The sequence below is a fragment of the Advenella kashmirensis WT001 genome (genome assembly GCF_000219915.2).
In the GTDB taxonomy this organism is placed as follows: Bacteria; Pseudomonadota; Gammaproteobacteria; order Burkholderiales; family Burkholderiaceae_B; genus Advenella; species Advenella kashmirensis.
Genome location: NC_017964.1, coordinates 1,118,849 through 1,134,552, shown reverse-complemented (window position 1 = coordinate 1,134,552; position 15,704 = coordinate 1,118,849). Strand labels below are relative to the sequence as shown.

17 protein-coding genes and 1 pseudogene are annotated in these 15,704 nt (G+C 53.6%); 8 read left to right on the top strand and 10 right to left on the bottom strand.

The window, feature by feature from the left end; genetic code table 11:
- Positions 1-40: 40 nt before the first annotated feature.
- Together TKWG_RS05335 and TKWG_RS23190 are read right to left on the bottom strand one after the other, a co-directional pair.
- Positions 41-331, bottom strand: a complete 291-nt coding sequence (locus TKWG_RS05335; protein WP_014749851.1) for a hypothetical protein — start codon at positions 329-331, stop codon at positions 41-43.
- Positions 332-350: 19 nt separating this feature from the next.
- Positions 351-632, bottom strand: coding sequence for a hypothetical protein (locus tag TKWG_RS23190; protein WP_148274478.1), 282 nt, complete (start codon positions 630-632; stop codon positions 351-353).
- A gap of 49 nt (positions 633-681) precedes the next feature.
- Between TKWG_RS23190 and TKWG_RS05325 the strand changes: the two genes are divergently transcribed.
- Positions 682-996 (top strand): DMT family transporter, encoded by a 315-nt coding sequence (locus TKWG_RS05325; protein ID WP_014749849.1) that lies wholly within the window; start codon positions 682-684, stop codon positions 994-996.
- 185 nt (positions 997-1,181) lie between these two features.
- Here TKWG_RS05325 and TKWG_RS23540 read toward each other — a convergent pair whose 3' ends face one another.
- Together TKWG_RS23540 and TKWG_RS05320 are read right to left on the bottom strand one after the other, a co-directional pair.
- The gene (locus TKWG_RS23540; protein ID WP_171815123.1) at positions 1,182-1,355 is read right to left on the bottom strand and encodes a hypothetical protein; all 174 of its coding nucleotides are present in this window, start codon (positions 1,353-1,355) and stop codon (positions 1,182-1,184) included.
- A gap of 233 nt (positions 1,356-1,588) precedes the next feature.
- Complete coding sequence (locus TKWG_RS05320) at positions 1,589-3,436, bottom strand: monovalent cation:proton antiporter-2 (CPA2) family protein (RefSeq protein ID WP_014749848.1); 1,848 nt, start codon at positions 3,434-3,436, stop codon at positions 1,589-1,591.
- 772 nt (positions 3,437-4,208) lie between these two features.
- On the opposite strand from TKWG_RS05320, the gene TKWG_RS22330 reads away from it, so the two are divergent.
- Complete coding sequence (locus tag TKWG_RS22330; protein ID WP_014749847.1) at positions 4,209-4,367, top strand: DUF1328 domain-containing protein; 159 nt, start codon at positions 4,209-4,211, stop codon at positions 4,365-4,367.
- Between the two features lie 39 nt (positions 4,368-4,406).
- Positions 4,407-5,012, top strand: a complete 606-nt coding sequence (locus TKWG_RS05310) for a hypothetical protein (protein ID WP_014749846.1) — start codon at positions 4,407-4,409, stop codon at positions 5,010-5,012.
- Positions 5,013-5,255: 243 nt separating this feature from the next.
- Here TKWG_RS05310 and TKWG_RS05305 read toward each other — a convergent pair whose 3' ends face one another.
- The 3 genes from TKWG_RS05305 to pcaD form a co-directional block, all read right to left on the bottom strand.
- Positions 5,256-5,867: a class I SAM-dependent methyltransferase gene (locus tag TKWG_RS05305; RefSeq protein WP_014749845.1), complete on the bottom strand. Its 612-nt coding sequence runs from the start codon at positions 5,865-5,867 to the stop codon at positions 5,256-5,258.
- 115 nt (positions 5,868-5,982) lie between these two features.
- Positions 5,983-7,134 carry an asparaginase gene (locus tag TKWG_RS05300; protein ID WP_014749844.1) on the bottom strand — a complete coding sequence of 384 codons (1,152 nt, stop codon included), beginning with the start codon at positions 7,132-7,134 and terminating at the stop codon, positions 5,983-5,985.
- 379 nt (positions 7,135-7,513) lie between these two features.
- Positions 7,514-8,305, bottom strand: a complete 792-nt coding sequence (gene pcaD / locus TKWG_RS05295) for a 3-oxoadipate enol-lactonase (RefSeq protein WP_014749843.1) — start codon at positions 8,303-8,305, stop codon at positions 7,514-7,516.
- 131 nt (positions 8,306-8,436) lie between these two features.
- Here pcaD and TKWG_RS05290 point away from each other — a divergent pair.
- Positions 8,437-9,350, top strand: a pseudogene (locus tag TKWG_RS05290) (LysR family transcriptional regulator).
- Positions 9,351-9,474: 124 nt separating this feature from the next.
- A complete protein-coding gene (locus TKWG_RS05285; RefSeq protein WP_014749842.1) occupies positions 9,475-10,230 on the top strand; it encodes an SDR family oxidoreductase in 756 nt (251 codons plus the stop codon).
- A gap of 186 nt (positions 10,231-10,416) precedes the next feature.
- Here the strand turns inward: TKWG_RS05285 and TKWG_RS05280 are convergent, their stop codons facing one another.
- Positions 10,417-11,307, bottom strand: coding sequence for a DUF3829 domain-containing protein (locus TKWG_RS05280; protein WP_014749841.1), 891 nt, complete (start codon positions 11,305-11,307; stop codon positions 10,417-10,419).
- 275 nt (positions 11,308-11,582) lie between these two features.
- On the opposite strand from TKWG_RS05280, the gene TKWG_RS23185 reads away from it, so the two are divergent.
- Complete coding sequence (locus TKWG_RS23185; RefSeq protein ID WP_148274477.1) at positions 11,583-11,795, top strand: hypothetical protein; 213 nt, start codon at positions 11,583-11,585, stop codon at positions 11,793-11,795.
- Positions 11,796-12,009: 214 nt separating this feature from the next.
- Here TKWG_RS23185 and TKWG_RS05275 read toward each other — a convergent pair whose 3' ends face one another.
- Positions 12,010-12,243 carry a hypothetical protein gene (locus TKWG_RS05275; RefSeq protein ID WP_014749840.1) on the bottom strand — a complete coding sequence of 78 codons (234 nt, stop codon included), beginning with the start codon at positions 12,241-12,243 and terminating at the stop codon, positions 12,010-12,012.
- 448 nt (positions 12,244-12,691) lie between these two features.
- Positions 12,692-14,059 carry an amidohydrolase gene (locus tag TKWG_RS05265; RefSeq protein WP_014749838.1) on the bottom strand — a complete coding sequence of 456 codons (1,368 nt, stop codon included), beginning with the start codon at positions 14,057-14,059 and terminating at the stop codon, positions 12,692-12,694.
- 457 nt (positions 14,060-14,516) lie between these two features.
- Between TKWG_RS05265 and TKWG_RS21150 the strand changes: the two genes are divergently transcribed.
- Positions 14,517-14,936, top strand: a complete 420-nt coding sequence (locus tag TKWG_RS21150) for a DUF2946 family protein (protein WP_148274476.1) — start codon at positions 14,517-14,519, stop codon at positions 14,934-14,936.
- A 166-nt stretch (positions 14,937-15,102) separates the two neighbouring features.
- Positions 15,103-15,702, top strand: a complete 600-nt coding sequence (locus TKWG_RS05255) for an SCO family protein (protein WP_014749836.1) — start codon at positions 15,103-15,105, stop codon at positions 15,700-15,702.
- Positions 15,703-15,704 lie beyond the last annotated feature (2 nt).

Below are 15,704 nucleotides of genomic sequence, written 5' to 3'. Positions count from 1 at the left end.
TTGCAGCCCCGGAGCGACAAACCGTATCAGCAGGCCTTTCCTACAGGTTTTGCAGCAGACGAACAATGCCGCCTAAATCGCCACCGGGCACAACGGGCGCCTCGGAATAATAATTATCGCGGTAGCGATCCCCCCGGCATTTTCTTTTCTCTTCGTAGTCGCCATTTTTCTTGTATTCGCGCTCTACCCTGCAGGGGCCGTCCCGGAATTTCTCTTTATATTCCCGCTGGGAATAGCGGTCACGATAATCATCGTCATCGTCGTCATCGGCCAGCGCCATGACCGGAAAAGCCAGCAGACCGGCAAGCAGCAAAGTAAACATGCTTTTCATAGATAGCTCCACATTTGAATTATCTTAAGTGTAATAGCGAGAGTGCAATTGGCGAAGCTGCCAAGGCAGTCATTTTTTTCAATCGCTTGCAAAGCTGCCTTTTCCGCGGAAAAATTGTTTTCAATCGGTTGCAGGCAGCTGGCAACGCAGGCTTTACCCGGCTGATCTGCTTTCTCTTGCTGGTTTGCCTGATTTGAGCAACAAGCAACGGGTCGTTAATCAGGTTGCTGCAAGCGAGCACTCCGGTTGCCCGCCGCGGCACAAAACGATATAATTTTTGCGAGGCCACGACCTCACCCATTTGGGAACCTTATCCGGGACGGCCCGGTTCTTTTTGAAAGGAGGCCCAAATGGCCTGGTTTCTATTAGTTATTGCCGGATTGCTGGAAATTGTCTGGGCGTTTTCCATGAAGCAATCAGAAGGGTTCACCCGACTGGGTGCCACATCGGTAACGCTGGTCACAATGGTGCTTAGTTTCGCGCTGCTATCCTGGTCCATGCGCACCCTTCCCCTGGGTACCGCCTATACGGTCTGGACGGGTATTGGCGCCGTCGGTGCCTTTGTAGTCGGCATTGTTTTTCTGCACGAGCCCATGAGCGCCATGCGCATTCTTGCCGCCACGCTTATTGTTGGCGGACTGGTGCTGATGAAGCTCTCATCGTAATTCTGTAACGACGCCACTCGAGGCTGGCCGGGCTCCCGGCGGCCCGAGCCTGTCGGTTGGCAAGACGCTGCCATCGCAGCATATTCCATCACCGGCATTGCGCGACCAGCCACATCGGAGGGGCACGTTGCGCCGGACGCGCGACAGGCCGCCATCACGATAAGGTCCGAAGGGGCATCCCTCTTCTATTTACGATTAACGATCACTTCCCGCACATCAATCACCGTGATATTGTCAGGTGTGCAGCCTTGCGCTTTAACCAGCTTTTTAATGGCTTCGCTCCCGGTATTGGCGCGGATTTGAAATGTAGCGCCATTGCGGATCTTCAGCGTAAATTCGTTGAATTTGACTACGCCCATGCTGACTGCTCCGTTTGAATATATAAAATCCTGCCAAATATACCGCAGAAACCAGCGGCGACAGACTTGCCCCGCTCTGAATCCGCATAATGTTTACCGCCGCCCGCAGACTTGCGGGTTCACTGCGTTTTCGGCGCAAGCATCAAGACAGGCATAGGCATCAGGATGTCTGGCCGGCGCGCCCGAGTCCTTACTGCCGGCAGTGCGCAAGGAGCGGGATGGTCCTGCCCGGCTCAAGATCCTCCGTGCCCTGCTTTCGAGCTTGCCTCTTGCAACCCGTCGTCGTTCAGAATCAGTCCACTTTGCCGGGGAGCAAGCAACGGTGCGGTGGGACGCGGATGCGCATGCGAATATTGCAAATCGGCACCCGCATAGATATCGTCGGCCGCCACTTCCGTTTCAAAGCGCTCATTGTCACGCTCGCGAATTTCACGGCTGATTTGCCGGATCTGATCCTCATCCACCCCCAGTTGCTGCAAGATAGCGCCACCAAATACCATCGCCGATTCGAACGTTTCCCGCATCATATAATCCACATTCTTTTTGACCAAATGTAGCGAATGCTCGCGATCATAGGTGCGCACCAGCAATTTGGCCAACGGAAACGCACTGGCCACCAGCTCGACAATCCTGTTAGTCGTCTCTTTATTGTCCACGCAAACGACAATGGCCTGTGCCTGTGCCGCTCCCGAGGCATGCAGTATATCCAGGCGAGAGCCATCGCCATAATAAATTTTGAAGCCAAATTTCTCAGCATTCTGAATCATGTCGATATCGGTATCAATAATCGTGACATCGACACCCCGGGCCAGCAGCAATTGACTGGTGACCTGACCGAAGCGACCGAAACCAATCATCAGTACATTGCCGGTGAGGCCGTCTGCCAGGCTCACATCATCCAGAGATTCAAGTTTGCCCGATTTAACGTACCGGTTAAATACAATCCCCAGAATCGGCGTAAGCACCATGGACAAGACCACAATGGCCGTCAGGCTGGACTTGATCGAGCTGTCTATCACTTGCGCACCGGCGGCGGCAGCAAACAGCACGAAAGCAAACTCGCCACCCTGGGCCATCAGCAATGCACGATCCAGCGCTTCGCGGTGCGGACTGCGCGTGATACGCGCCACAATATAAATCATCAGGGCTTTAGCGAACATCAGCGCCAGCACACCGCCCAGCACCAATGGCCAGTTTTGCACGACGACAGACAGATCAAGCGACATCCCCACGCCCAGGAAAAAAAGACCCAGCAAAATACCCCTGAATGGTTCGATATCTGCCTCAATCTGATGGCGAAAAGTGGACTCGGACAAGAGCACACCGGCCAGAAATGCCCCCATCGCCATGGACAAACCGCTCACCTGCATCAACAGCGCGGCGCCCAGAACCACCAGCAAAGCCGCCGCTGTCATCACCTCCCTGGCGCGGGCGGCGGCCAGCACCCTGAACAGCGGATTAAGCAGCCAATGCCCAGCACCAATTAACGCTGCGATCGCAAACAGCCCGATCCCGATATTCTGCAGCCGGGCAGAAGTGCTTTCGACGATATGGTTGGGTGCCATAAACGCCACAATCGCGAGGAGCGGTACAATTAACAAATCCTCGAAGAGCAATATCGCAACGATTTTCTGCCCCTTGGGCTGGGCAATATCGCCCCGATCGCCCAGCAACTGCATGACAATGGCCGTGGAAGTCAGCACGAATCCAGCCGCCGAGATAAAGGCGATCTGCCAACTGAAACCAAAAAGCAGACCTACGCCGGTCAGACCCAGCGCGCAGGCGACAATCTGCAAGGTCCCCAGTCCGAATATTTCACGACGCAACCCCCATAGGTGAGACGGTCGCATCTCCAGTCCGATAACAAACAAGTACATGACGATACCCAGCTCGGCAATCTGCAGGATCGACGCCGAATCGGTAAAAAAAGCCAGGCCAAACGGTCCGATAGCCAGGCCCGCAATCAGATAGCCCAATACCGACCCCAGGCCGATGCGCTTGAATATGGGAACGGCAATCACCGCGGCAGCCAGCAACACAACCGGCGACAACAAACTGACTGAATGGGCTTCGGCACTCATACTATTCTCATCTTTTTCAATATATTAAGAAACGGACAGGCACCGTGCACTTGGCGGTCCAATGACCGCAACCACACTTGCCCTGTTGTGAGGATCAACGGGTTTGTCTGCGCCGCAAGCAGGATCGATAGGCTTGCCGATTCATGCTGATCGGGACGCTAGCGACAAAGGGTCTGGCACAAATAACGGACGATAAAAATCAATTGATCAGACGCAACGGCCTGTCTGGGACAGAGAACCGGCGATTGCAACCCCCAACGACAGAATGCATCCTCCGCACGCCACCGCGCTAGTGTAATTCGTATCACGAACAATGCGCCATCTGCAACGTCGTTTTTTTGCTATCGACAAAAAAAGCGCAAGTAATGTCGCCGTTGGTACACGTTCTGCCACGCCGGCAATCCCAGCTGCGATCAGCGCCATCTCAACAACAAAAAGAACCAGCGCTTTGATTTAAATGGATTATCTGAGTGCTGCCTGTGGCCGACAGCGGCGGTAAAACAAGGTCGCCGCCCCGTTTTTGCGGATAACAAGATTGTAATTAAGCATGAACGCCCAGACATGCGCATCAGCAACTCCAGCCAAATGCAACCAGACATAGCCCAATCTCACGCTATGGCAGCCAACGTGCCGTCATCTGTACCAAACTCCCAGATATGTCACATACATACCCTTATTAAGGGGATGTAACGAAGCATGTTTTGCACCTCTTTTTGTTGATACGATAAATTGTGTTTATTCAAATCGCATTGCAACCGAAGGGAGAAACAATATGCTTCATTACGCAATTGTCTTTTTTATTATCGCCATTATTGCAGCCGTGTTCGGGTTTGGCGGCATTGCTGCCGGGGCCTCTTCAATCGCGCAAATTCTTTTCGTCGTGTTCCTGGTCCTTGCCATCGGCTCATTTTTCTTCGGACGTGGCAAATAACACAGATCCATTAACAGAACTGAGAACAAGGAGTACAGCATGGCACAAACCATAAACAAAAAACAGCTGAATGAGTTGGTACTACAGATGATAGAGACGGAACTGGGTGGCGAGCAGGTATATCGAACGGCATTGACCTGTGCCCTGAATGATGACCTGAAAAAGGAATGGGAGGGTTATTTGGAAGAAACCCTCAAGCACCAGGAATTGGCGACATCTGTCGCCAAGCATCTGGACCTGGATCCGGCTACGATGAGTCCTGGTCGCGAGGTCGTCAAACACCTGGGCGAATCATTCGTCAAGGCGATGAAAATGGCCCAGAAAAATGGTTCCCCCGAAGCGGCACAACTGGTGGCATGTGAATGCGTAGTGTTGGCTGAAACAAAAGATCACACCAACTGGGAACTGTTTGGCAAAGCGCTTGAAAAACTAAACGCGACAGACAAACGCTTCTTTAAGGAGGTGTTCGACCAGGTGGAGCAGCAGGAAGACCACCATCTGTTTCATACAAGAGGCTGGTGCCGGGAGTTGTGGATCGACAGCCTTGGCATGCCTGCTGTGCTGCCGCCACCAGAAGAAGTCAAGCAGGTTGAAACGGAAATCGGCGCTTCTCGGGCCAAGCAACAACGCGACAGCTATCTGTAACTGGATATGGGGCAGAAAACCTGCCCCATTTTACTGAAAATACAAAACCGGAGCACCAGACCCGATGCCGGGGACTGGTGTTGCACCAATTGAGCGCTTTTGGATGCTCATTTGAACCTGGTTCGCTGGCCGCAAGGGATAAACGAGCGCCCATGCGCCGTCAATGGCGCAGTTGATGTCACGCCACCGGTTTATAACCGACCCAGCCCCTGAAAGTGAACCCGGCATAGAATACGTCCACATCTACAAACCCGGCTTCACGCAACAATGCCGTGTCCTGAGCCGCCGAAAGAATCGGCAAGTCGCTACTGGGGTTTTGCCTGACGCCGCCGGTGGCATTGCCAGGCCTGATGCCTTTGCAAATGCCACATTGCGATCCAGCCAGCGGTCTTTATCGGACGCAGAGCCTGGCAGACTGTGATGCGCAACAACCAACGGCGCCCCGGGCTTGAGCCTGCAAAAAAGCGCCTGCAGAGTTTTGAGTCGCTCCGCCTGCGCCAGGAAATGAAGCGTCAAAAAGCACGTTGCTGCATCAAAGCCTGCTTTTTCTACACTATCGATATAGCCTTGGTGAAAAGTAACATGAGAAGCCAGTGGACCAAGGGTCTGCTTAGCCAGGCCAAGCATTTGTTCCGACGGATCCACACCCGTAAAACGCCAGCTCGTGTGCGCTTGCGCCAATGACTTTATCTCCATCCCCCCGCCGGCGCCCAACACAAGAATATGCGCATCAACCGGCACACGCTCTGCCAGCAAGATTGCCGCCATCGTGTGAAGGTCGCGCAAACCGGGCACCATTTTTTCTGTTCTGGCGGCATAATTGGCTACGAGGTCGGGCTTTGAAAATGCGTCCATCGATTGTCACCTGTTGTTCAATACAATTGAGTATGTGATCCCAAGGGGGCGGCGTGTTGATGTTCAACGCAGGCGAGCGCCAGGGTATGGCGCCTGCTGCGTCACCCGCCGCTCTTCAATACGTAGCGGCAAATGCCTGCTGCACTTTGTCCGCTGCGGTCACCCCGTTGGCGATCAGAAGCTGGGTCAGTACCCGGGCCTTCTGCGGGTTCAGATCATAGGCCACGACAAAACCACTTTTGTCATCGTCCACTTCCACATTGCGATTGACAAACCCGGAAGGCACGCGGGTTGCCCGGATCACCACAATGCCCTTTTGCACTGCCCGCAACATAGCCTGCATGGCCGGTTTGGACACATTACCATCGCCCACGCCGGCAATCACAATCCCCCTGGCGTTATTTTCAATCGCGTGATCAATCTGCGAAGCATCCATATTGCTATGCGCGTAAATGATTGGCACACGTGGCAACTGATCGTCTTTTGGCAATGCAAACGGCGCCTGGACCACCTGGCCGGCGGGCGCAAGAAAGCGCACCGAGGCCGGATCCACATACCCCGCGGGACTTGCGTTCAAAGATTGAAATGACTGGACCGACGTGACGTTCGTTTTGGTAACCCAGCGGGGCGTGTGAATCGTATCATTCATTACGACCATCACGCCGCGTGCCTTGGCCTGTGGGCTAGCTGCAAGCTGAATCGCTTCATACAGATTACGCGGGCCATCGGCGCTGAGCGCACCGCCCGGACGCATGGAACCGACCAGCACCACCGGTTTTGCCGAATCCAGTACATTGTGCAGGAAGAAAGCGGTTTCCTCCATCGTATCGGTGCCGTGGGTAATGACTACGCCGTCGGCTTCATTGCCCTCAAAAATCTGCGTGATACGCCTGGCCAGCGAGAACCACACTTTATCGTTCATGTCCTGAGAGCCGATATTGGAAATCTGCTCAGACTTGACCGTTGCCAGCTTTTCTATGCCAGGCACACCCTGGACCAATTGTTGTCCCGATACCTCGCCCGAATTATATCCAATGGCTGACCGTGCGTCGGCGGCGCCGGAAATGGTGCCTCCAGTCGCCAGAATAATAATGCGTGGCTTGGCAGTTGCAGACTCGGGCGAGGCTGCGCTGGTGCTGCCTGCGGGCTCGGCGGCGGTGACCGGCAGCGGCGCGAGCAACGTCGTCAGCAATATCGCTGTGGTTGCCAATGCCGCTTTGCACGCCAAAAGGGGCGATGGTCGAAAGTTGCGGGTCTGCGTATTCATAGGTGTCTCCTTGCCTGTAATTTCTGTATGAACTGCTGTATGAAATATCGACAACATCAAAAGTAATGACCATTGCATCGCTTTGCGGCAACGCCAACAAGAAATCCGAAAATATCCGGACGTCATGACAGACGGCCTCGACCAATGCAATATGCGCAGTCGCGAAGATTATCAAAGCGTTTTTGTAACGATCCCCGGCTTGCGCCTGTTATGATCCGGCGCTTGTCGTTGTCCTCTGCGTATGCCCTGCTCCTGAGAGTTGTGCGTTCGGCTTCAAATATAAACCGAAACCTTCATCGCTGTTTCTTTATTAGATGCCATACCGGCAAAATATCCTATTGTTTTTGCGTACCAGTCGTTTGATTTGTCTGGATGAGCCCTAGCGCAAGAACTCACGCACCCACGCTACAAATTCCACTGGCCGTTCAATATTGGACAGATGCACCACCGGCAACACCTTGAGCCGGGCCTGCGGCAACAATGCGGCCAGGGCTTCGCTGTGCGACAAGGCTGTGACCGTATCGTATTGCCCGGCGATAATCAATACCGGCAAATCGATCAGCGTCGCTGTGCGGCGCAGGTCGGTGTCACGCACCGCAGCAAAACTGCCCGCCAGCCCTTGCGGTGGCGTGGTTAACAACATGGCACGAAAGATTTCAATTGTGTCCGGCCGTCGCCGCATGAAATCGGCGGAGAACCAGTTGCCCAAGAAGTTTTCCGCCACCGCTGCCATATCCGGTGAGGTTTGCAATTGTCGGATGCGCTCATTCCATTGCGGCGATGGCCCCAGATAAGCAGACGTATTTGCCAGAATCAATTTGTCCAGACGCTGCGGCGCGTATATTCCCAGCCATTGCCCGACAAAACCACCAAGCGAGATCCCCAGAAAATGCACACGATCCAGATGCAACGCATCCAGCAATTCGACCACATCATGGCCCAAACGATCCAGGGAATAGGCGCCCGCCGGCGCATCAGAGGCGCCATGGCCACGCGCGTCATAACGAAGAATATAAAAATTTTCTGACAGACTGGCGATTTGCGGATCCCACATTGCCATCGTGGTGCCGATAGAATTGGACAGCATCAATACTGGCTTGTCCGCCTGGCCGTCAAAACGGTACGCAAGGCGGGTGCCATCACCCACAGTAATAAAAGATGGTGCATTCATGATCATTCCTTATTAGTAAGAGAAGTAAACGTTGCGGATTACGCAAGACATCGGAATCGTATAAGATTATCGATTCGGGCTGGGCGTCATCCATTCCCCGCTGTGTAGCCTGAAAGGAAACCATCCTGACCATGAACGATCGTTTGAACGGCATCACTACCTTTGTTCGCGCCGTCGAAGCCGGCAGCTTCTCCCTGGCCGCCGAACGCATGAATCTCACTCGCTCGGCGGTAGGCAAAACCATTGCCAGACTGGAACAGCGTCTGGGCGTCTTGCTGTTTCAACGCACCAGCCGCAAGCAAAAGCTCACGACAGAAGGTCAAATCTATTACGAACGCTGCCTGCGCGCGTTAGCGGAGCTGGACGCGGCGGATGCCGAACTCAATAGCGGACGGATACAGCCGCAAGGCGTGTTGCGTATCAGCGCACCGAAACTGATTGGCCGCCACTGCATTACGCCGGTACTCACACCGCTGATTGAGCGTTACCCGCAACTGCAACTTAATCTGATCTACAGTGATCAGGTTGCCGATCTGATTGAAGAGGGATTGGATCTTGCGGTGCGCATTGATCCGCTGCTCGACAGCAGCAGCTGGTAGCACGCCCGCTTGGACGACAACACCAGGCACTATGCGCCTCGCCCGCTTACCTGGCCCGCCATGGTTTGCCCGACAGCGTTGATGCACTCACTGGGCATCGTGCCATTGCCTATCATCGCGCCGGACAGGACCTGGTATGGCAAACCCTTTCTGCCAACACTCAAGGCCTCGCGGTTGATATTCGCCTAAGGCTGGACGATTTACATTCCCTGACCGATGCCGCCATCGCCGGCATGGGTCTGGCCTGGCTGCCCGACTGGCAACTGGCGCAGTTCATACGCAGCGGCCAATTGATCGCCGTGTTGCCCGAACTGCAATTATTGCCAACTGACATACATATCGTGTGGCCGCAGACCCGGTTTCTGCCTGCCAAAACACGTGTTGCCATCGATACGCTGTTAGCCGATGCACCTGCCATGCTGCGTGGTCAAACCAGCCCACGTTAAACCGATAGCCAGACTCTCGGTAAACAACAAATGCCAGGCCAGTTTCCGTGCAAGAAACGGATAGCGGGTTATTCCATTGGCATGAGATAGTTCGGGCTCCAAACCAACACAGGAGCAGGACATCATGGAACTGAAAAACAAATCAATCATCATCACCGGAGCAAGCAGCGGAATCGGCGCAGCCGCAGCGACCCTGTTCGCATCCGAAGGCGCCAATGTGGTGCTGGGCGCACGCCGGTCAGCAGAACTGGAGGCGCTGACCAGGACAATTGCAGGCGCAGGCAGAGCCGTTTATCTGGCGGGCGACGTCAGGGATGAAGGCTATGCCGATGCGCTGACAGCGCTGGCCCTCAAGGAATTTGGCCGGCTCGATGGCGCATTCAACAATGCCGGCATCGTCGGTGACATGGAGCCGGTGCCAGCGATGACAATGCACAACTGGAACGATGTCATCTCGGTCAACCTGACTGCTGCCTTCCTGGCGGCCAAGTCGCAGATACCTGCTATCAAAAAAAATGGTGGTGGTTCAATCGTCTTCACGTCGTCATTTGTCGGCTTCAGCAATGGCGGCATGCCCGGAATGGGCGCCTATGCGGCGTCCAAGGCTGGGCTGATCGGTCTGATGCAGTCGCTGGCGTCAGACCACGCCGCAGAGGGCGTGCGCGTCAATGCGCTGTTGCCTGGCGGCACGATCACCCCTGCCGCCGGGGAAGACAATCCCGATACCCTGGCATTTATCGCAGGCCTGCATCCCATGAAACGAATGGCAAGCGCTAAGGAAATCGCGCAGGCTGCGCAGTTTCTGCTTTCGGACAGATCAAGCTTTATGACCGGCAGTCCGATGATTGTCGACGGCGGCATGTCAGTCCGGCTCGTTTGAGCAGTTCAGACTGCTGCCATGTCCGAATTGGACATCATGCAGCACAACACGCAAAGACAGGTTCGGCGCGACATGGCGCAATGTGGTGTGACGCGAAGCACGCGTGGCCCGCACTCGAAGTCTACAGCGAACAAAAAACCAGCCATGACGGCTGGTTAGATGTACATACCCAAACTGTGTGCAAGCCTAGCGGTTTGCCCGGACTGCGTTGTTGTATCCGTCTATCATGAATTTAAAATCAGATTGGCTCTTGCTTTCCTTGAAGCTTCTGTAATACTTGATGCAACTATTCAAACTGATGAGGGTTGAATCTGCTGACACTTGTGGATTCTTGTCTTTGATTTTCTGATATTCAGCATTGAATTCGGACAGCTCCTGTCCAAGCTGATCGGCTATCTTATCGGCTTGCTTCAGCTTATCCGCATTGGTCAGATCCTCCTGGCTATCAAAGACATTAACCAACTGTTCAGCCAGATGCATTGAGTAGGCTTTGCGGTATTGATAGTTATTGCCGGACTGCTTAAGCACCTCGAGTTCCTTTAGTTTAGCTTGCTGGTAAACCACATCCAGTTCCTTGGCAAACACGGAATAGCTGGCCAGCGCAGCTTCAAAGTGCTGTTTGATTTGAGCGTCTGCTTCTTTACCCTTTTTCAGGGCGTCTGTTTTATACGAAGCTGATTCATAGTACTGCTCGAACACGGCCGTATCATTTTTTACTGCTTCCAGTTTTTTCATCAGATCATCGGCGGCCTGATCAAGCGCGGGGCGGCTGCGTTTGCCTTTAATGGCTTCTGCGTATTGCGAAAAAGTGTAGGTAAACTCTGCTCCCGGATATCCAAGGCTCTGCGACGGCTTGGCCTTTGGAATATTCAATCTGACATACTCCTCGTAATACGCTTGCAAGCCAGCAATCCCCATCAGGTCATTGTTCATCGCAATGTAGTTATTAAGACTATTGTCAGCTTGAACACTGGATTCTTGTGTCGAACCTGTCTTCGAACCAGCCTGTTCATTACAGCCGGCCAACACCAGACATGAGATAAAAGCAACCGCCAAAGCACCTTTTTGAATTTTCATTTTGTTCCCGAGATTTTAAAAAAAAGCCGCAGGATTATAACCGACCGATACAGGCAAGGAACCCTGAGGACTGAATCAACCGTCAACTCTGCGATGAGTCAACGCGGGCGACAGCGGCTTGAAAGATATTAAATTGGTCGGTAACGGCGGACAGCATCGGCCGAAATAAATCCCTTTCTTGTACCTGGCTGAAACCTGGCTTACAAGCCGCAACAGACGATGGCACTCGCCACCTATTATCATGTAGTCAAAGTAAACCCAGGAGGGAATCACAAATGAAAAAACTACTTGTCGTTGTCGGAATGCTGATGATCTTTCTGACAGGCTGCGTGGTCCATGATCGGCACTCGGGGTATCGTGATGGTTACCGATACAAGGGGCCGAAATACGAACGTAAGTACACTTATCCGAAAAAGTACAAAAGCCATCGTTCATATCATCGCAGCCGCTCCTGTTCGCCAGGGCAAGCTAAAAACGGCCGCTGCTAAGCGAGTACCGTGACGCAAATAAAAGTCGGGAACCGTGATGGGAATAGACCGGCGTCAGGAGCCGGCTACAGGAAGCGTGGTTGTGGTGTTCCGGGCGTATTTTGCCCCAGGCAGGCATTCTTGAATCACCCGTAATTGCACTGAAGGGCTTGTCGCCACTGCGCTATCATGCGACAGCGGCGATCATCTGAGCGACAAACCTGCGCCTGCTGACTTACAAGCCGACCGAACCGTGAAAATCAATGCGCGGGCGGAAATATTCACGGGATTCGTAATCGCGATAATAACCACGCCCACGGTAGTGATCATCGTGGTCATGTTTATCGTATTTACGTTGCTCCCAATAGCGGCGTTTGCCGTGTCCGCTTTCGTCTTTCCATGGATCAGCTGACGCGGCAAACGGTACAGCGACCAGGGCAGCAAGCATAAAGGCAACTATTTTTTTCATCACTCTCTCCTGGAGCAGTTAGATACCGATAGTGTACCGATATACAGGCCTTTTCGGCCATCACGCAGTATCGAAACGCTTTCAATTGCTTGCAGTGTTGTACGATGAATGCAGTCGCTTCCGGCTGACCACCACTGCCTGCACTCCGAAACACCCGCTTTTTCTGGCTTGCCAAGGCGGCAGACATCCGAAGGTCCATTCACACCCGAAAAGAAACGCAACGTAACAAAGGTCAGCAATTGTTTTTTAAGTGGCGTGCTGTTGCGTGGGCAGCAGCCCCTTGCATCGGCCACGCTCGCAATCGACAGCTTCCATAGCATACGGTTGCTGCTCCGATAAGCGCGTATCAAACCCGTTTTTGATCTGAAACCGGGCAACGCCCGGCTCCAAATAATTACCCTGAAAAAAGGCGGAATCTGGCGCTTGAGCAGCCGGACCCTGGCCAGCACTACTTCATGCTCAGAAAATCAACGGCCAGATTCGACATGGCGCGCACGCCGGTAATCATGGCTGACTCATCTACATAGAAATGCGGCGAGTGGTTCGGGGCAGCCTTGCTCAGCTCCTTGCCTTTAGGCGTGACGCCAAGATAGAAGAACATGCCTGGCGCTTTTTGCTGATAAAACGAAAAATCTTCCGATGCGCTCGATTTTGGCTGCAAGTCATAATTGCCCTGGCCAGCAACCCGCCGCAGGGTGGGTGCCATTCTTTCGGTAAAGTCGGGGGGATTGACTACGGCGTTATACAGTTCCACAACCTTGACCTTGGCACTCGCGTTGGCGCTGGTGGCAATAGATTCGGCAGTATGTTTAATACGCTGATGAATGTCCTTTTTCATTCCCTCATCATACGTGCGCACTGTCCCCGTCATGGCAGCGTCCTCCGGAACAATATTCATCCGATTGCCGGCATGAAACGTTCCCACCGTAATGACCGCCGGCTCCAGCGCAATGTTGGACTGACGACTGATGATAGTTTGCAACCCCATAACGATTTGCGAACCCACGACAATCGGATCCACGCCCTGCCAGGGTCGTGCTCCATGTGTCTGCCTGCCTTTGACATCAACCCAGAACTGATCGGCGGCTGCCATTGCCGGGCCACTGCGCCAGTATAGTTTGCCTGCCTCATAGGAACTGGACACATGCAAACCAAAGACAGCATCCACTTTGGGATTGTCCATCACCCCTTCGGCAATCATCTGTTTGGCGCCCCAGGTATTGGTGCCATCGGGTTCAAAATCTGCAGGCGTTTCTTCAGCCGGCTGAAAAATAAATTTGACCGTGCCCGGCAGCTCGTCCTTCATGCTGGCCAATACTTCTGCCGTGGCCATCAGCATGGCCGTATGCGTATCATGGCCGCAGGCATGCATGACGTCTACCGGTTTGCCCAGGAAAGTGCCGGTGGCCTTGGAGGCAAAGGGCACGTCAACCTGTTCCTTCACAGGCAAGGCATCCATATCAGCGCGCAAGGCAACCACCGGTCCAGGTTTGCCCCCTTTGAGCACACCCACCACACCCGTGACGGCCACGCCTGTTTTGACATCCATGCCCAGGCTGCGCAGATGATCAGCAACCAGCTTGGCCGTGCGTTTTTCCTGGTTACCCAGTTCCGGATGTTCATGAATATCACGACGCCACGCAATCAGCTTGCTTTCAATTTCCCTGGCCTTGCTGTCTATCTTCGCGCTCAGCGCCGAAGGCGGCGCCACTTTCTGGGCATCCGAGCCAGCGGTCACAGCCGCAGTTGCCGCAGCCGGCAATAGCGGCGTGCCAAGGCACAATGCGGCAACCACGCTCAGCGAATCTGCCTGCACTTTTTCGTTGACGATATATTCATGAGTTCTCCTCTTTCTGTTTGCGACTAAAAACTTTTTTGTTCATTGTGTTAGTGCAAATATTATCACCAAGAGCGAAAAAAGCGGGAGCTATTATTACAATTGTGTTTTTTCGCGGCCCCCGCTGATCGTTAACGACACTGCGAAATTTCATGTGCGATAAAGGATATCCTGAATCATCCAGATCGCTAACCATGAACGCTTATCTCGGTCGATATAGCCCGCTTCACGTTGCAATGTGGCGTTGTTCTCAAATAACAAATTTCACTTAATCGACTCCGATATCGATCCTGCAAAGTGAATTTTCTTCATAAATAATTTGCGCTGCGCCCTTGCTCATCGCCCGTTTTTTGCCTTAATATGCGATGATTCACGGCTGAAACACACTCAACCGTATTCTTGCCGAATACTTTGATATCGCAAAATAATGTACGTAGTGCGCAAGCATCTCCCCTGCAAAGGCTTTTCGGTCTGGCAACTCTTGTTGTGCCTGGCCGCGATGGCGTTCGTGTGCAGATCGGTGATCCCCAGCGGCTATATGCCCGTATTGTCAGGCGACAATGGTCGGACGGTTGTGCTGACGCTTTGCAATGCAGATGGCGGCAATGAAACCCTGTTGCTAAGTATTCCCAAGCAATCGCAAGAATCCCCTTCCCAGGACCATGCCGGCCAGGAATGCCCGTTTGGTCTGGTCGTATCCCAGGCCATATTGCCCATTCTGGGCTCACCGGCACTGCCGGTAACCGTATGGCAACAGCGCCTGGCGCCGTTTGTCGAACACAACCAGGCTTTGCCTGCGCTGCCTGCGCTGGGTCCACCGCTAGGATCACGCGCGCCCCCTTTCCTCCTCGGCTGATATTTCACTGGTGATCGCTATACCTGCGCTCACCCTCCCGTGACTCTCATCTCCCGAGGTTTTTTTATGCCTGTTTTTCCCGCTTGCACGCGGGCTGCCCCTGTTGCAGCTATCCGCGCGCCGGTAGCATCCCCTTCGTCACATCTATTTCCACGAAGGAGGTCCCGTGCTGCCATTCAATAAAATTCTTCGCATTATCACGATTCTGATCGGCTGCCTCATCCTGTACGGCTGCTCTCGCCCCGCTGAATTGACCAACATTCATGGGCGCGATCTTACCAGCGCCGAATTTGGCCGGGACTTTTCACTGAACGGCACCGATGGTTCTCGTCATACGCTGTCGGATTTCCGGGACAAGATCGTACTGGTATTTTTCGGATTTACCCAGTGCCCGGATATTTGCCCCACTGCGCTTTTGCGCGCAGCGAACGTCAGGAAAATGCTTGGCAAGGATGGAGAGCGCCTGCAGGTATTGTTTATTACCGTAGATCCGGAAAGGGACGAACCGCAGTTGCTGGGCAATTATGTAAGCGCATTTGACCCCTCGTTCCTGGGACTGTATGGGTCATTGGAAGAGACCAAGCAAACCGCCCGGGAATTCAAGGTCTACTACAAAAAAATTCCCACCGGCTCGTCTTACACCATGGATCACAGTGCCCTTAGCTACCTGTACGACACCGCCGGTCGCCTTCGAATCGCCCTGTCACATACCCAGACCGATGAGGAATATGTGCAGGATATCCGCCAACTGCTGGCCATAGATTGATT